The 14832-nt window shown below is 61.6% G+C and carries 16 protein-coding genes and 1 pseudogene; 13 read left to right on the top strand and 4 right to left on the bottom strand.

Annotated features, from left to right (window positions below):
- The first annotated feature begins 589 nt into the window (after window positions 1-589).
- Genes A3722_RS12220 through A3722_RS24800 form a run of 3 tightly spaced genes read left to right on the top strand, consistent with a single transcriptional unit; the run spans window position 590 to window position 2479 of the window.
- Window positions 590-1474 (top strand): DUF1403 family protein, encoded by an 885-nt coding sequence (locus A3722_RS12220; RefSeq protein ID WP_067627165.1) that lies wholly within the window; start codon window positions 590-592, stop codon window positions 1472-1474.
- Window positions 1475-1521: 47 nt separating this feature from the next.
- Window positions 1522-2133 (top strand): SMC-Scp complex subunit ScpB, encoded by a 612-nt coding sequence (scpB, locus tag A3722_RS12215; RefSeq protein ID WP_037240140.1) that lies wholly within the window; start codon window positions 1522-1524, stop codon window positions 2131-2133.
- 25 nt (window positions 2134-2158) lie between these two features.
- Window positions 2159-2479 carry a hypothetical protein gene (locus A3722_RS24800; RefSeq protein ID WP_236627401.1) on the top strand — a complete coding sequence of 107 codons (321 nt, stop codon included), beginning with the start codon at window positions 2159-2161 and terminating at the stop codon, window positions 2477-2479.
- A gap of 213 nt (window positions 2480-2692) precedes the next feature.
- On the opposite strand, the pseudogene A3722_RS25310 reads toward A3722_RS24800, so the two are convergent.
- From A3722_RS25310 to A3722_RS12200, 3 genes and pseudogenes are all read right to left on the bottom strand, one after another.
- A pseudogene (locus tag A3722_RS25310) lies at window positions 2693-3076 on the bottom strand (TniQ family protein); the annotation flags it as partial.
- Between the two features lie 80 nt (window positions 3077-3156).
- Complete coding sequence (locus A3722_RS12205) at window positions 3157-4023, bottom strand: TniB family NTP-binding protein (protein WP_009573528.1); 867 nt, start codon at window positions 4021-4023, stop codon at window positions 3157-3159.
- Window positions 4024-4039: 16 nt separating this feature from the next.
- Window positions 4040-5674 carry a Mu transposase C-terminal domain-containing protein gene (locus A3722_RS12200; protein ID WP_067627162.1) on the bottom strand — a complete coding sequence of 545 codons (1635 nt, stop codon included), beginning with the start codon at window positions 5672-5674 and terminating at the stop codon, window positions 4040-4042.
- 160 nt (window positions 5675-5834) lie between these two features.
- On the opposite strand from A3722_RS12200, the gene A3722_RS12195 reads away from it, so the two are divergent.
- The 4 genes from A3722_RS12195 to A3722_RS25090 all read left to right on the top strand — a co-directional run bounded on the left by A3722_RS12195 (window position 5835) and on the right by A3722_RS25090 (window position 9283).
- Window positions 5835-6821 (top strand): hypothetical protein, encoded by a 987-nt coding sequence (locus A3722_RS12195; protein WP_236627400.1) that lies wholly within the window; start codon window positions 5835-5837, stop codon window positions 6819-6821.
- Between the two features lie 297 nt (window positions 6822-7118).
- A complete protein-coding gene (locus A3722_RS12190) occupies window positions 7119-7961 on the top strand; it encodes an arsenic resistance protein (RefSeq protein ID WP_236627399.1) in 843 nt (280 codons plus the stop codon).
- Window positions 7948-9039 (top strand): IS630 family transposase, encoded by a 1092-nt coding sequence (locus A3722_RS12185; protein WP_067627158.1) that lies wholly within the window; start codon window positions 7948-7950, stop codon window positions 9037-9039. The genes A3722_RS12190 and A3722_RS12185 overlap by 14 nt, the downstream gene beginning before the upstream one ends.
- 112 nt (window positions 9040-9151) lie before the next feature.
- Window positions 9152-9283, top strand: a complete 132-nt coding sequence (locus tag A3722_RS25090; RefSeq protein WP_264753311.1) for a hypothetical protein — start codon at window positions 9152-9154, stop codon at window positions 9281-9283.
- A 69-nt stretch (window positions 9284-9352) separates the two neighbouring features.
- Here the strand turns inward: A3722_RS25090 and A3722_RS12180 are convergent, their stop codons facing one another.
- Complete coding sequence (locus A3722_RS12180; protein WP_037953553.1) at window positions 9353-9754, bottom strand: MerR family transcriptional regulator; 402 nt, start codon at window positions 9752-9754, stop codon at window positions 9353-9355.
- Between the two features lie 96 nt (window positions 9755-9850).
- On the opposite strand from A3722_RS12180, the gene A3722_RS12175 reads away from it, so the two are divergent.
- The 6 genes from A3722_RS12175 to A3722_RS12150 all read left to right on the top strand — a co-directional run bounded on the left by A3722_RS12175 (window position 9851) and on the right by A3722_RS12150 (window position 14822).
- Entirely contained in the window at window positions 9851-10258 is a 408-nt protein-coding gene (locus A3722_RS12175; protein ID WP_009824452.1) for a mercuric transporter MerT family protein, read from the top strand.
- A gap of 12 nt (window positions 10259-10270) precedes the next feature.
- A complete protein-coding gene (locus A3722_RS12170) occupies window positions 10271-10576 on the top strand; it encodes a heavy-metal-associated domain-containing protein (RefSeq protein WP_048535538.1) in 306 nt (101 codons plus the stop codon).
- A gap of 37 nt (window positions 10577-10613) precedes the next feature.
- Complete coding sequence (merF, locus tag A3722_RS12165) at window positions 10614-11054, top strand: mercury resistance system transport protein MerF (RefSeq protein ID WP_081285561.1); 441 nt, start codon at window positions 10614-10616, stop codon at window positions 11052-11054.
- The gene (locus tag A3722_RS12160; protein WP_050672455.1) at window positions 11038-12387 is read left to right on the top strand and encodes a dihydrolipoyl dehydrogenase family protein; all 1350 of its coding nucleotides are present in this window, start codon (window positions 11038-11040) and stop codon (window positions 12385-12387) included. Before merF ends, A3722_RS12160 begins: the two co-directional genes overlap by 17 nt.
- A gap of 58 nt (window positions 12388-12445) precedes the next feature.
- Entirely contained in the window at window positions 12446-13897 is a 1452-nt protein-coding gene (merA, locus tag A3722_RS12155) for a mercury(II) reductase (RefSeq protein ID WP_050672454.1), read from the top strand.
- 322 nt (window positions 13898-14219) lie between these two features.
- Window positions 14220-14822, top strand: a complete 603-nt coding sequence (locus A3722_RS12150; RefSeq protein ID WP_227512168.1) for a hypothetical protein — start codon at window positions 14220-14222, stop codon at window positions 14820-14822.
- The last annotated feature ends 10 nt before the right edge of the window (window positions 14823-14832 follow it).

The following is a 14832-nucleotide window of genomic DNA, read 5'->3' as shown; positions in this document are numbered from 1 at the left end:
CGGCCGTCTTGATCGACTCGAGCATGCAATTCGCACCCTCTGGGCACCGCTTGATCGTGACGGGGCAGCCCGGCCTGTCCTTGCGCTCTGGTACGATGAACCGGGCTGGAACTGCCCTTACGAAGCCCGCGCGGCCGTCGGTCGGCTTGCGCCTCTTCAGCACCTATCAGTGCGCTGGCGGGCTCTGACGCTGGTGATCTTGCATGATCTCTTTGGAGCAGATCTGGTGCCCGGCGCAGTCGTGCCGGAGGCCGCCCTCGTCCTGTTCCGGCGTGCCGCCCCATTGCCGTGGCTCACGGATGGGCGAGATCCACGGAACGGCAAAGGAAAGCGCGCAGTTGAAGCTGGAGCGGAACGAGTCCACAGGTTGAGCAAGAGGCCTGTCCACCGGTAAATGGAAATTTCCTCGACGAGAGGGGGGATTTTGGCCGAATCCACCCATGAAACTAAAACGACAACCCATGTTTTTGAGCATATCATTTTTACGTCCGATAATGTAAACTTATTGGACATCATGGCAAAAGATAGAGCGAGGCGTTTTCTGTGCTATTTTCTGGAGCAAAGCGCCGCGATGGTTTAGGCTTCAGTCATGACATTTGCCCGACCGGAACACTCCATCGACACAGACACTCTACCCCGGATGCCCGCATGGGTCACCTCGGCACGTCCTGAAGCCTTTGAAGATGTGGCGTTTTTATCGGGCGCGGCGCTGAACCACCTGCATCTTGTGTTGGGACGCGAAGAGGTCCCCAAAGCCTTGTTGCGGGATCGGCTGGCGCTGCGAGCGGCCGAGGCATGTGCCGGGTTTTCTGGTCGGCCGGAAAGAGCCCAAGAGCTGCGCGACGCGATTCATCTTCTGCGCCCTGGCGATCTACCTGGTCCCGCGGGGGAAACTTACCTTGCCTGGCGTCGCGCGGTGGAGCGGCCGGTGTCGATCAAGGCTCTGGGCCGAGCCTTGCCGATCTTGGAGTTGGGCCAGATTGCTACATGGCTCGATACGGGGAAGGGAGCGCCGGTGACCCGTGCCGCGATGGCGCTGGATGCTGTCCTGACGGAGGCACCCCGTGCCGAAGTCCCGGCGTTGATCCTCGCGGACGTCGCCCTCGCCCAGGCGCTTGGTTGGGATCATGTCGTGCCGCTGCTGGCCGCGGGTTTGAAACGCACAGACCTGCGCAAGCGGGGTGACGATTTGCGCCTAGCCTGTCATCGCGCAGTGACCGCATCCGCGGTCGAGGCCGCGCGTCTGGCTGTCGATCTCGCGCGTCGGGCTTCGCTTTTGAAAGGAGTTGCACCAAAGCTTCGGGCCAAGGGGGCAGGGGCGGCGGTGAAAATATTCCTGACGCAGGACGCCGTGGCGCCCAGTGCCCTGCCTTTGCCGGACCGCGCGGCGCGGCGGCTCTGTGACCGGCTTGTCGATCTCGGCGCGGTCCGTGAGCTAACCGGGCGCGACACATTCCGGCTCTACGGGGTGTAGCCATGAGCATGGACAGCGAAAGTGGGAACCGGTTTCGCGGTTCGGACATGCGACCGGAAAGGAAGTCGAAGGATCGACCAGAAGCTGAGCTTGATCGCGAGTTGCTCGACCTGCCACCGGAGTTGCGCTGGCGGGAATGGATGCGCCGGATCGAGGCGGTGCTGTTTGCCTCTGCCTCGCCTGTACCGCGCGAGGATCTGGCGCGCATAGTGGGGCAGGGGACTTCGGTTGATCTGCTGTTGGAAGACCTTGCCGCTGATCTGGAAGGGCGGGCGTTCGAGATTGCCATGGTCGCAGGGGGGTGGATGTTCCGGACGCGGCCTGTTTACGCGCCTGCGATCCGCGCCGCAGCGGATGTCGGAGACCAGTTGCTGGACCTGAACGAGTTCGACGTCGCGATTTTGGCGGCCATCGCCTACCACCAGCCGATCACCCGCGATGGGCTCAAAGACATCTTTGGCAAAGAGATCAGCCGGGACCTGATCGGAAGGCTGCATGCGCAGGGTCTGATTGGAACTGGGCCGCGCGCGCCGCGTCGTGGTGCCCCCTATACCTTCGTGACCACAGACGCGTTCCTCGCAGCTTTCGGGCTGGAGAGCTTGCGCGACCTGCCAGACGCTGAACAGCTGAATGATGCCGGGCTGGCCGCGCGCGCCTGAAACTCACCGGGAATTTTTACAGCGCTTGCCGCTGCTGATCGAGCCGCGCGGCCGCCTGAACGAGATCCGCCAAATGCGGGCCAGCGGTGGTAGAGCAAGGCCCAGCTTTGGGCCGAGGCAGGACGGCATCGCTGAAAGATGTGACCAGTCCGCTCCAAGCTGGCGCAGCCTGAACGACGCGTTTCCAATAGATAATCGCGGAACTTCTTCTCTTTTCGAACGGCGTCGACCGCCCTTCCGCCAATTTCTGAAACAGCTGATAGCGATCCCGATGGGGGAGGCGCAAGATGGATACACTCTGTTTACCAAATTGAAAGCAAGCCGATCCAAGAAGGTCCGGCAGTGATCGTCCTTCTGCCATTCTATGCCCTGCTGCCTGCAGACGAAGCAGATCGTCGATCAGACGCTCAAGACGCCGAACCCCATTGGTGGCAGGACGGGTGCGTTTGCAGAGGGCCGCGCCGCACCGGGCGCAGATCTGATGCGGCACAAGACGCTTCTGGCTGAACGGAGCCAATCCGCCCCCGCAAGATGGGCACCTGTCCCGAAGCCGACAACCGTGGTGAAAGCAAGAAACGCGTGTCGCCAGGCTCCAGCCTCGGCGAAAATAGGGCGTTTCGTCTTCCGCCAGACAGGCCGGGCAGAATTGCAGCCAGGTCGCCTGCGTCTTTGGTGCGCAACTCTGCTGAGGCGATGCCCGCAGGGGCAAACGCAACCGGGCCAAGGGGTCAGGAGCAATGGTCAGAGCCGCGATGTCTTCCAAGGGTATGTGGGTATGTTCTCCCAGAAACTGCAGAATGCGATCTGGCATCGCTCGATCAAGACGTGCCGACCAGTTCTGACCTGGCGCTCCGAGAAGCGCACCAAAATAGTGCGGAGGTATGCCGTTTGCGTAAGCGAGGCGGTGCAGCCAGCTCGACAGAAGTTCACCTGGTGCGGGCATAATGCTCATGGGCCAACGGTTTCCCGCCACACTTTCATACCGCTCTGCAGGCGTCACGGAGATCCCGGTCGGCCCAAACCTCATGTCATCTCGTGACGCAAAGCGGAATTGCGGCGCCTCGAGAGAGGCACATAGCCAAGGTCCGACAGGGTTGCGCCCGTGATCCGGTCCTCACCGCGCGAGATTGCCGCAACTGCCGCCCTGGTGACTATCTCGATAACCTCGCCGATCAGCCCCTCTGACAGATCGTGGATGATCTTTGCCAAGGGTTCGCGCGACAGATCGGAGGCATTGGCTAGCGGCAGACTTACCTCAAGGCTGTCCAGAAGTGTCGCGAAATCCTCGTCATACGCCCAGCGTGGAATGGGGATCGTATCGAAGCGTGAGCCCATTTCGTCCGTGTCATGCACCGCATCGTAGATCGCGATTTCGCCGACAAGGACGGGTGAGATGTCATGCACTCGTGCGATCCGTCGCAAGAACGAGAAGATGGCCTTCACATCCTCGCGCCGCCCGCGCAACGCGCTGTGGAACTCGTCGAAGATCAAAAGGCGCGGCTTCAGGCGCTCCAGAAGATGATCGACCTGATCGCCGGCGCGGGCCAGGCTGCGCCAGCCAGCGGCTTGTGGCGCGCGCAATCCGGACAGGATGCTGGCATAGAAATGCGACAGCCCTGCACCTTCCCGGGTCTGAATCACCCACACCTTTTGCTGCTCGGCTACACGCAGATGTTCGACGGCGAAGCGTTCGGCGATCATGGTCTTGCCGTTATGGTAGGGACCGGCAAGCAGCAAACCGCGTGGGCGCAGGGATGGCGGTCGCTCGAGCAGCAGTCGCATCGCGTCATGCGCCGCGCCGGCCGCCGGATGGCTGATCCAGCGCGGCGCGCGCACATGGGCGATCCGCACTGCGTCATCGGCCTGCAAGAGTGGGACGGTGGCGGACATGAGGTGGTCCGGCACCTTACCAATCCTCGATTGGGAAGACCCGCCGCGGACGATCCGGGTCGAGCTTTGCCTGGGCCGAGGCGGAAGGCGTAGCGAAGTCGGCATAAGGCTTCTTTGCCTCGGTGGCATGCCGGGCGCGGGTCATCTCCTTCAAACGGCTTTTGGGGGTTTTGGCGGCGGCAACAGTTGCGGCGATTTCGCGTCGGATGGCTGATGCCTCCTGCACAGGGCGCCGCTGGATTTCACGCCGCTGCTGTCGATCCGCCTGGTGCTGCCAAAGCGTGATCGGCTCGGCCAGTCCGTCCCGTCGCCTGACCGGCCGCCAGGCCTGCGTATCCGGATCCTTGACGTAGACATGGCTGATGTCGCGAGGATCATAGCACAGATCGAGCGGCTCCAGCCGGTCACGACGCGCAACCAGCGGGCCAAGCCAGGGCTCGAAATAGTCGATGGCGAAGAGACTGAAGCCCTGAGGTGAAATTTTCCGCGTCTTGCGTGGCAGGAAATTCAGCAGCACATCGACAGGCGCATCGATAGGCCGGTCCTTCGGCTGGAACCGATCTTCCCACTCTTTCGCCGGAACGGTCAGCCTGCGCGCATTCTGGCTCAGGTTGTGGTCGATGATCGCGAGCGCGATGCAGCGTTCAAGATCCGCGAAGCTGAGCCGTGCCCGCGCTTCCGAAGCATAGTCGCCCCGATCCGCGATGGAACGCCCCGTCTTGCCGGGCAAGGCGCGTAGCGCGGTGTTCACTTTCCCAAGCAGGCGTTCCACGACTCCGCCCCGATGCACGGTGCCCTTGTTCCGCATGCGTATGGCGATGCCATAGTCCGCGCATCCTCTGCTGAAGGTGCTGCTCTGGAACTCCTTGGCGGAATCGACGACGATTTGCTTCGGGCGACCGTGCATCGGCCAAGCATGATCGATACCGCGTTCTGCCAGCCAGTCAATCTTGCAGCACATCGCGTGCGCCAGACAAAGCGCGACAGACAGTCGTGACGGCCGCTCGAGGGTCAGGCAGAAGCCGATGATCGCGCTCGTGGCCACATCTGCAGCGATGGTCAGATAGGGACGACCAACGAAGACACCGTGGTCATCAATCACCTCAACAAATTGGATGTCTGCCGGCGTGTGATCGATCTGGACAACGTCGAGCGCGTGGTTAGCCCGGATGTAGCCCGGTCGCGGCTTCAGCCGGTGCAGGTGTTTACCATCCGACAGGCGGCGGCGGGCAATTTCTTCCGGGGCGAACAGAATGGGGATCCGCCGGGCGACAGTGACATAGGCGGGTGGAGTGTGCCCTTCCTCTGCGCAGCGGGTGCGGATCTCTTCAACGATCGGTGCAAGGTCCGGCTGCTCCGGGCGCAACCACATCTCCCGCAGGGTCACCGCGATGATGTTCTCGACTGCGGGGTTGATCCTTGGTTGTCTTGTTCCACTCCTTCGCGGCAGAAGGGACGATACCCTGCGCTCTTCCCGATACCGCGCCAGATAGTTGTAGACTTGGCGTGTCGAGAGCCGCAGCTCGGATGCCGCGCGCATCACGGCCTCACGCACCGGCGCCGCTCCGTCAAGAATCCGGTCCAACTCGCGCGCGGTACGCGTCGCCTTGGCCCACGCTTCATCCGAGGCATGCGCTTCGCCGGACGTCATCGATATGAAACTTCCGAGACCGGCTGGGTCATGCGCCAACAGGGCGGCCACTTGCTGAAATACGGAACCAAAATTGAAGCCTTAAGCTGAAAAATGATGTGTGCTTACCCCGTATCATCCAGAAATCACGTAATAATCATGTGCTGAAATGGTGAAGAAAATGCGACAGTGGTTCCTGCCCGGTCCGATGGAAGAGGAGCCGCATTATCTGCCGCCCGGACCTAGGGCCGAAGTGCGTGAGACCGCTGTTCTTGACGATTGGCGACGTGCCGAGGCGGGCCATGCTGCCCGCCTTGCCCGTGTGGCCGGCCGGATCGGGGCGCTAGACGACCGTCTGAAGCGTGGCCCGGAAGGCTGGCGGCACAGGCTTGCGTTGATCGAGGCGGCAGACCTCAGCTGGTTTGCAGGCGACCGAATTGGCCCGGATCGGCTGGCGCTCTGGATATCCATGCGCTTGTCCGGCGTGCAGGACGACACCGCAGCGCTTGCGCGTGTCGGATGGGCGGTGCGGCGTCTTACAGGCGGTCCCGGCCCAGACGTGGACCTGACCGCCTTCCTCGATCGCCGTGACCCCGAGAACATGGTGGATGAAGCCGAGCCCTTCGCGGATCGCGCGGGCGGGTGGCTTGACCTGATGGCGCAAGCCGCCGACCTGCACCCGATCACGCGTGCCTGCATGGGGTTTCACCTCTGGAGCCTCGCGGGCCTCGGACAGCAGAGCAACCGAATGGAAGCGGCGATCACGGCGTCGCGCATTGCCGCGCATGAGGGCGAGGGGGCAATATTCGCACCCCTGGCCATGGGTGGGGCGGGGGCGCTGCGCGCCGGCGGCCCCCCGGCTGAACGTTTGGCGCGCTGGCTCGAGAAAATGGAAACGGCCTGCCTGACCGCGATGCGGCACCTCGACGATATCGAGACATGGTCGGCGCTGGCGGAAGCCGAGATGACCCCACTCTCGGGCAAGACGCCGCCAGCCCTGCGCGGAGTGCTGACCGAATGGCCCCTGGTCTCTGCCCCTATGGCCGAGGCCCTGACCGGAGCCAGCCGCGCCGCTGTCCAGCGCAACCTCGCCTGGATGGAAGCGCGGGATCTGGTCCGCGAGCTAACAGGGCAAGGACGGTTCCGAATGTGGCGCGCCACAAACTGATTGTCGAAGCGATCTGTGCGCGCCGATGTTGCGTCTATCCGCAGCACGGCTGAAACGGTGAGGAGCACCGTTTTGCAGATGCTCGAGGTCAAAGAGTTCGGCTGATCGGCTGAGACAATTCGGCTATCGCCACGTCCCCAACTACCATGAAAGCATTGTCGACTGGGTCGTGACCGGTCTGCGGGTATAAACCGGACAGACCATACAACGCTCCAAGCGACGAACGAGCCGTTGTCGCAATGGCCTGTCCAGTGATGTCTTCTTGAAAATCGCCTTCGGAAAGAGCAGGGGCAGGACATGAAGCTGCAAAATCTCGAACGCCATCAAGCCTGGATCTACCTCGCTGCCATCCTTTCCGGTCTGGTCTTGGGCCCGCTCGCCCCCGGTATCTCGGGGGTGTTCGAGGCGCTGCTTTGGCCGGTGTTGGGGCTTATGCTTTTCACTACCTTCGCTCAGATGCCGCTAGCGCACCTGCCGCGCGCGACGCGCGACCGGCGTTTCATCGGCACCATGTTGATCGGCAATTTCGTCCTGGTGCCGCTGCTGGTCTGGGGGCTGATCGCGTTCCTGCCTGACGATCCTGCGCTTCGGCTCGGGGTGCTTGTCGTGCTGCTGGTGCCCTGCACCGACTGGTTCATCACATTCACCCATCTCGGTCGCGGCGATGCGGTGCGTGCCGCGTCCGCGACACCGATCCTCCTCGCGGTTCAGTTCGCCTGTCTGCCGCTCTTCCTTTGGCTTTTTCTCGGCGAGGCATTCTTTGAGCTTCTCGCCGCCGACCGCATTGCCGCCGTCTTTGCGGCGCTTGTCCTGCTGCCGCTCACAGCGGCTTTCCTGCTGGAGCGTTGGGCAGAGGCGCGCCCGGAGCGGGCCGCGATCGTAAATCGCCTCGCCTGGCTGCCGGTTCCGCTTCTGGCTGTCGTGGTGTTCCTGATCGCGGCCTCGCAAGTCGACGCGGTACGGGATGCGCTGCCGGTTTTGGCGCAGGTGGCGGGCGCCTACGTCGCCTACCTCGTCGCCGCAGCACTTCTCGGTGCGGCGACCGGGCGGGCGGCCGGATTGTCCACTAGTGTTCGCCGCCTGACAGATGATTCCCATCGGCAACGTGATGTGCCATATTTGGGGCATGAGACGCGATGACATCTGCCTTTACCTTGGCCCCGCCAACCGTGCTGAACTTCAAGCCCTGATCAGCAACCGCAACACTGCGCGCAAGCTTGTCTGGCGGGCCGAGATCGTCCTGGCCACAGCGGACGGTCATGGCACGTTCGAAATCATGCGACGCGCGCGCACGTCGAAACCCACGGTCTGGCGCTGGCAGCAGCGGTATCTCGATGAGGGCGTGGCTGGTCTCAAGCGTGACAAGACGCGACCCTCGCGGGTGCCGCCTTTGCCCATGGCAACAAGGCTGAAGGTGATCGCCAAGACGGTGCAGGAAACCCCGCCCAATGCAACGCACTGGAGCCGCGCGCTAATGGCCGAAGCCATGGGCATCTCGCCGTCGAGCGTCGGCCGCATCTGGGCCGAAGCTGGCTTGAAGCCGCATCTCACGAAGGGGTTCAAGGTCTCGAATGACCCGAAGTTCGAGGAGAAGGTCACCGATATCGTCGGACTCTACCTCGACCCGCCAGACCGTGCTGTGGTGCTCTGCGTCGATGAGAAATCCCAGATCCAGGCGCTGGATCGCACCCAGCCCGGACTGCCGCTCAAGAAGGGCCGTGCCGCGACCGTAACGCACGATTACAAACGCCATGGCACGACCACGCTGTTTGCTGCGCTGGATGTGAAATCAGGCACCGTCATTGGCGATTGCATGCCACGCCATCGTGCGCAGGAGTTCCTGAAATTCCTGCGACAAATCGACAAGGCTGTGCCCACGCGGCGCGATGTGCATCTGGTGCTCGACAACTACGCCACCCACAAGACGCCTGAGGTGAAGGCCTGGCTCGAAAAACACCCGCGCTTCAGGCTGCATTTCACGCCCACCAGCGCGTCATGGCTGAACCTGGTGGAGCGCTTCTTTGCCGAGATCACATCAAGGCGCATCTGGCGAGGCAGCTATTCCAGCGTCGATGATCTTGAGGCCGCGATCTACGACTATCTGGCCCACCACAACGAGAAGCCAAAGCCCTTCAAATGGACCAAAACCGCAAAGGATATTCTCGCACGGGAGCGCCGCGCGCTGGACAAACTCGATGAAACTCGCGGAAACAGGTAGGAAGTGTCAGACTCAGAGCACTAGCGGGTGACGAACGGTCATCTTCTCGCTCTGAACCCGCAACTCCTTCGTCGTACTTCCGCTGGTGCTGGTGCTTGGACCGGAGTGGAACGTGGCGGCCGTGGTCATCGTCTTCCAGTCGCTCGTCGAGCTCTTCGGCATGGTCGCCTATCTGTGGATCGTGCCGCGCTATCTGGTCCCCGAACATGCGGCGACCACGCAGGACTCCGCGGGGAACGAATGATCGCAAACAACGGCGCTGGCACCATTGTCCGCTTGGCTGACATGCATGGGCGTCCTCAACTATGGCCCTTCAGGTCACCTCCGTCAGCGCGTCGATCACAGGGCATTCAGGGACATCGTCACCGGTGCATTGCGCCACGGTGGAAGACAGCACGCGTTCGATGCGTTTGAGATCGTCGATCTTGGCGCGGACCGAGGCGAGATGCGAATTTGCCAGACCCTGCACCTCGCCGCAGGTCTGGGCACCGCCATCGACCAAGGCGAGCAGATCGCGGACTTCGTCGAGCGTGAACCCAAGCTCGCGCGCGCGCATGATGAAGCACAAGCGCGCGACATGCCGATCATCGTAGACGCGATAGTTTTTGCTGGAGCGCGGCGGCTCGGGCATAACGCCGATGTTCTCGTAGTAGCGAATGGTCTCGAGATTGCAGCCGGTCAGCCTGGCCAGATCTCCGCGCCTGAGGACCTTCACCGATCTGTGACGATTTTTCACGTTTGACCCTCTTGAGCCTGTACCTGCTACAGACCCTAGATTGAGATCATCACTGAGGCAAGGATGATTCGAACCATGACTGAAACCACATCCGCCGACCGGCAGACGGCAATGGACGAAACAGGGGCTGCCGACAAAAAGGCATGGACGACAACCTGGCTCGGCGCGCTTGGCGCGCTGGCGATGACCTCATGCTGCATCCTGCCGCTGGTGCTGGTCAGCTTCGGCGTTACCGGCGTTTTCATTGCGCAGCTGGGCGTTCTCTACCAGTACAAATGGATCACCTTCGCGCTGAGTGCCGCCTGCATCGGCTATGGATTCTACAAGGCCTACCGTCCGATCCCGACTGAGGCCTGCGCGGATGGCACCTGCGCGCGCCCCATGAACCGGAAACTCATGCGATCCATTCTTTGGATTGCCACCGCCATCGTCACCGTCGCGATGATCTTTCCCTATCTCACCCCATACCTTCTGTCCTACTGAAAGGCCGAACCCATGAAGTCACTCCATCTTGCCCTTGCGGTCGTTGGCACTCTCGCAGCTTCCCCCGCCAGCGCCGCCGAACAGCGCATCAATATCGGGGTAGGCGAACTGACATGCCCGACCTGCTCCTACACGGTGGCGGCGGCCATGCGGGGCGTTCCCTCGGTCGAGATCATCGACTTCATGGAAGGAGAGGAATTCGGCACCGGCACCTACATCGTCGCCTTTGATGACGAGGCCGCCGATCAGGACATGATCGTCGAAGCAATCCGCGCCACCGGCTATTCGGCGGACATCGTCGAGTCCGGCGATTTCTGATCGCATTCACCGACCCGCACTCGGAGCTGGAGACAGCATGACAGACATGAACAATAACAATGAACCCACGACCCTTTTGCGGCGCGGCCTCATCGGCAGCGTATTTGCGGCGATCTGTTGCTTCACGCCGTTCCTGGTGCTGATCGTCGCCGGGGTCGGACTTTCTGCCGTTGTTGGTTGGCTCGACTACGCGCTTTTCCCGATGCTCTTCGCCTCGCTGAGTGCGGTTGCATATGCCCTGTGGCAGCAAGCCGGCAGACCAGGGCACAGTCCGAAAGCCCTTCTCATCGGCTTGGCGGTTGTTCTTTCGGCTCTGCTGTTCTGGCTGGAGTTCCGCTTTGCTCTGCGGATCTCGGTTGCCGCCGCTTTGGCGGTGGCGGGATATGCGCTCTGGCTCAGAAAATCAGGCAGTTCAGCAGTGAGCCGGATCAAGAGAAACTGGCACAAGGAAAGGAACAGGTATGACCAAGACCTATGACCTCATCGTGATCGGCGGCGGCACCGCTGGAAATGGCGTCGCCCGGATGGCCGCGGATGCAGGCTGGAGCGTCGCCAGCATCGACAGCGAACCCCATGGCGGCACCTGCGCCCTGCGCGGCTGCGACCCCAAGAAAATGCTGGTCGCGGTCACCGAGGGTGTCGAATGGGCCGAAAACATGGAAGGCAAGGGGCTGGAGGCGCAACCTTCGGTCAACTGGCCCGACATGATCGCCTTCAAGCGCAGCTTCACCGAAGCTATGCCACCGCGCATCGAAGCCGGGTTGGAAAAAGCGGGGATCGACGTCTTGCATGGGCTGGCACGGTTCACCGGCCCCAATACGATCGAGTTGAACGGCGAGACCCTGACCGCGAAGCATTTTCATATCGCCACCGGCGCGCGGCCGATGACGCTGAACATCCCGGGCGAAGAGCATCTGACCACCAGCACCGAATTCCTGGAACTGCCTGAGCGACCGAACCGCATCGCCTTTGTCGGCGGCGGCTTCATCGCCATGGAATTCGCCCATATTGTCAAGCGGGCGGGCGCGCGCGAAGTGACAGTGCTGGAGATGATGGACCGCCCCTTGGGTCCTTTCGATCCCGACTTGGTCGCAATGCTGGTTGAGGCAACCGAAGAGCTCGGCGTCGATCTCCGCACCAAGGCGAAGGTGGCGAAGATCGAAAAGCAGGGCGACGAATTCACCGTCACGGTGGAAACTCCCGACGGCACCGAAACGATCACTTGCGATCTGGTGGTGCATGGCACGGGCCGGGTGCCCAATATCGATCGCCTTAACCTTGAGGCCGCCGGCGTCGAATACTCACGCCGTGGCATCAAGGTGAGCGACGCGATGCGCACCACCAATCCGGCGATCTTCGCCGCGGGCGACTGCGCTGCCAGTGGGCCCAAGCTGACCCCGGTGTCCGCCTTCGAAGGGCGTGTGGCAGGCAAGAACCTGCTGGCTGGAGAAGACGAGCGTACCGTGGATTATCCGCCGATCCCGTCGGTAGTCTTCACCCTCCCGATGGTGGCCACCGTGGGCTTGTCGGAAGCGGTGGCCAGGGAACAGGGGCTGAAGTTCGACACCCATTTCGAAAAGACAGGGGACTGGTATTCGTCGCTGCGCGTCGGCGCGAAACATACCGGATTCAAGGTTCTTGTCGAAGAGGGCAGCGGACAGATCCTCGGCGCGCATCTGATCGGGCCGGGCTCCGAGGAGCAGATCAATCTTTTCGCCATGGCCATGGGTGCCGGGCAGACCGCCAACCAGATCAAGGCCATGATTTTCGCCTATCCGAGCTATGCCTCCGACATCGGTTCGATGGTGTGATTCAAAATTATTGATCGGGGCCGTGTCGCGATACCGATCGCAAGCTAAGGAAGAACCAATGGACCAAACTGTAACGAAAGACGATTGCTGCACTGCCAGTGAAACCCGCGATGACAACTACGATCTCATTGTCGTTGGTGCCGGCTCGGCCGGGTTTTCTGCCTCGATCACGGCAGCCGATGCCGGAAAGCGCGTGGCGCTTATCGGGCACGGCACCACCGGCGGCACCTGTGTGAATGTCGGCTGCGTGCCGTCCAAGGCGATGATCCGCGCCGCAGAGGCGGTGCATGGCGGCGCGTCGGCCGCCCGGTTCCCGGGCGTCGAGCCCTGTGATCATGCGGTGGATTGGGGTGCCGTAGTGCAAGGCACCACCGATCTGGTCGAGGAGATGCGGCACAAGAAATATATAGACCTGCTGCCCGCCTATAAAAGCGTTACCTATATCGAGGATGGCCCGGCGCGATTGGTCGAGGGTGGCGTCGCTGTTGGAGGACGGGTGATATCCGCCCCGCGCGTCCTGATCGCCACCGGCTCGCGCCCCCACCTGCCAGCGATCGAGGGGATCGACACAGTGGAGCCCCTCGATTCCACCGATCTATTGACTTTGCCTGACCGGCCCGAAAGCATCTTGGTGCTGGGCGGCGGCTATATCGGCTGCGAGCTGGCGCAAATGGCTTCAAGGCTGGGGGTGAAGGTCACGCTAGTGACCCGCTCGCGCCTCCTGCCGGGCGCCGAACCGGAGGTGGCCCAGGCGCTGACGCAAGCGCTGAAGGCCGAAGACATCGCGGTCGAGACCGGTCTTGCTTACGTCTCGGTCGCGAAAGCTGCGGGCGGCGTCAATCTGATTGTCGAACGGGGTGGCAAGACCGAGGATCTGACCGCCGAACGGCTGGTTGTGACCACCGGCCGGATCGCCAATTCCGAGAACCTTGGATTGGAAGAGCTTGGCATCGAGACCGACGCACGCGGCTCTATCAAGGTCGGTCAGGACATGGCGACCACGCGTGCCGGCGTCTGGGCCGCGGGCGATGTCACTGACCGTGACCAGTTCGTCTACATGGCGGCCTATGGTGCCAAGGTGGCGATCAACAATGCCCTTGGATTGGAGCAGATGCGCTATGACAACGCGGCGATGCCGTGGGTCGTGTTTACCGACCCGCAAGTGGCCGGCGTCGGCCTTTCGGAGGTTGAGGCCAAGGCGGCGGGGCACAAGGTCAAAACCAGTGTGATCACGCTCGACAACGTGCCCCGCGCCGTCGCTGCACGCGATACCCGCGGCGTGATTAAGCTGGTGGCCGACGCGAAGACCGACCGCCTGCTGGGCGGTCAGATCGCAGCACCGGAGGGGTCGGACACGATTCAGACACTGGCAATGGCGCTGATATTCGGCATGACCGCACGGGCGCTCGGAGAGACGATCTTTCCTTATTTGACCACGGTCGAAGGGCTGAAACTCGCCGCACAAACCTTCGACAAGGATGTAGCCAAACTCAGCTGCTGCGCGGGGTGAAAAGACGAGAAATTCCGGCGACACCGACTCATAAGCAGCGCTCATTGTGAACCAGCGCGTACAAAGCCACAAAGTGCTTGTGGCGGTCAGCATTCTCTCGGCATGGAGGCTGACGGCGGTAACGGATAATCACATATTAGAGCCAGCAGTGCACATCCCACGTTCTGTCATTAGGTTGGTTATTGTGGCGGGGTTCATAAACAGACCGATCTCATCAAGATGGAAAGTGATCGGGAGTTGCCGAGAACGTCGCTGGGTCAACAATTGGTCATTACATTAGCCCTGTCTATTTGATCGCCCGCAATACAAAGAAAGAATCGCCATGAATACAGTTGATACTGATTCTCGCACAACAGGTTCACTACCCGCATTCAACGCCCGAACTTTAGGGTTAATGTTCGTCGCAGGTTTCTTTGCGACCGTCGCGTTCGATCTGTTGGGTCAGATCATCAGCCCGGGCTTGGGCTTTTCGCGGTTGTCACCGCACGGGCTAGCGAGGAGCTTACTCGGCAGCCTTGGTCTGCCGAACGGTGATTTCGCAGGATATTTCGTACATTTTTATCTTGTTGGCCTGATTGGCTATCCCGTCGGTTGGTTGTTCGTCTTTAGACCAATTTGGCACCGTATCGCGGGGCAGACGAACTGGTTTTTGCCCTCGGCGATTTATGGGTTCGGCCTGTGGGTGTTGGCCATCGGGGGCACTACTTCTGTCGCAGATCTTCCCTTCTTTCTGAATTTCACCGGCATTGCCTGGGTAGCGCTGGTGGGTCATATGCTCGGGACCGGGATCATGAAAAAGCGTGGCACGCTACAATTTCCGGGCCAGAGACCAGTCACTATGGATGAGAAATCACCGTCATTTGCCGGTAGCTCTATTGCAGGAAATGCAATTCTTGTTGACGGTGATCGTTGGACCCACTCCTGATGTGAGCCAA

It is taken from the genome of Sulfitobacter sp. HI0027 (genome assembly GCF_001634775.1).
Lineage (GTDB): Bacteria > Pseudomonadota > Alphaproteobacteria > Rhodobacterales > Rhodobacteraceae > Sulfitobacter.
The sequence above is the reverse complement of the archived record's forward strand: the minus strand, read 5'-3'. Positions and strand labels throughout refer to the sequence as shown.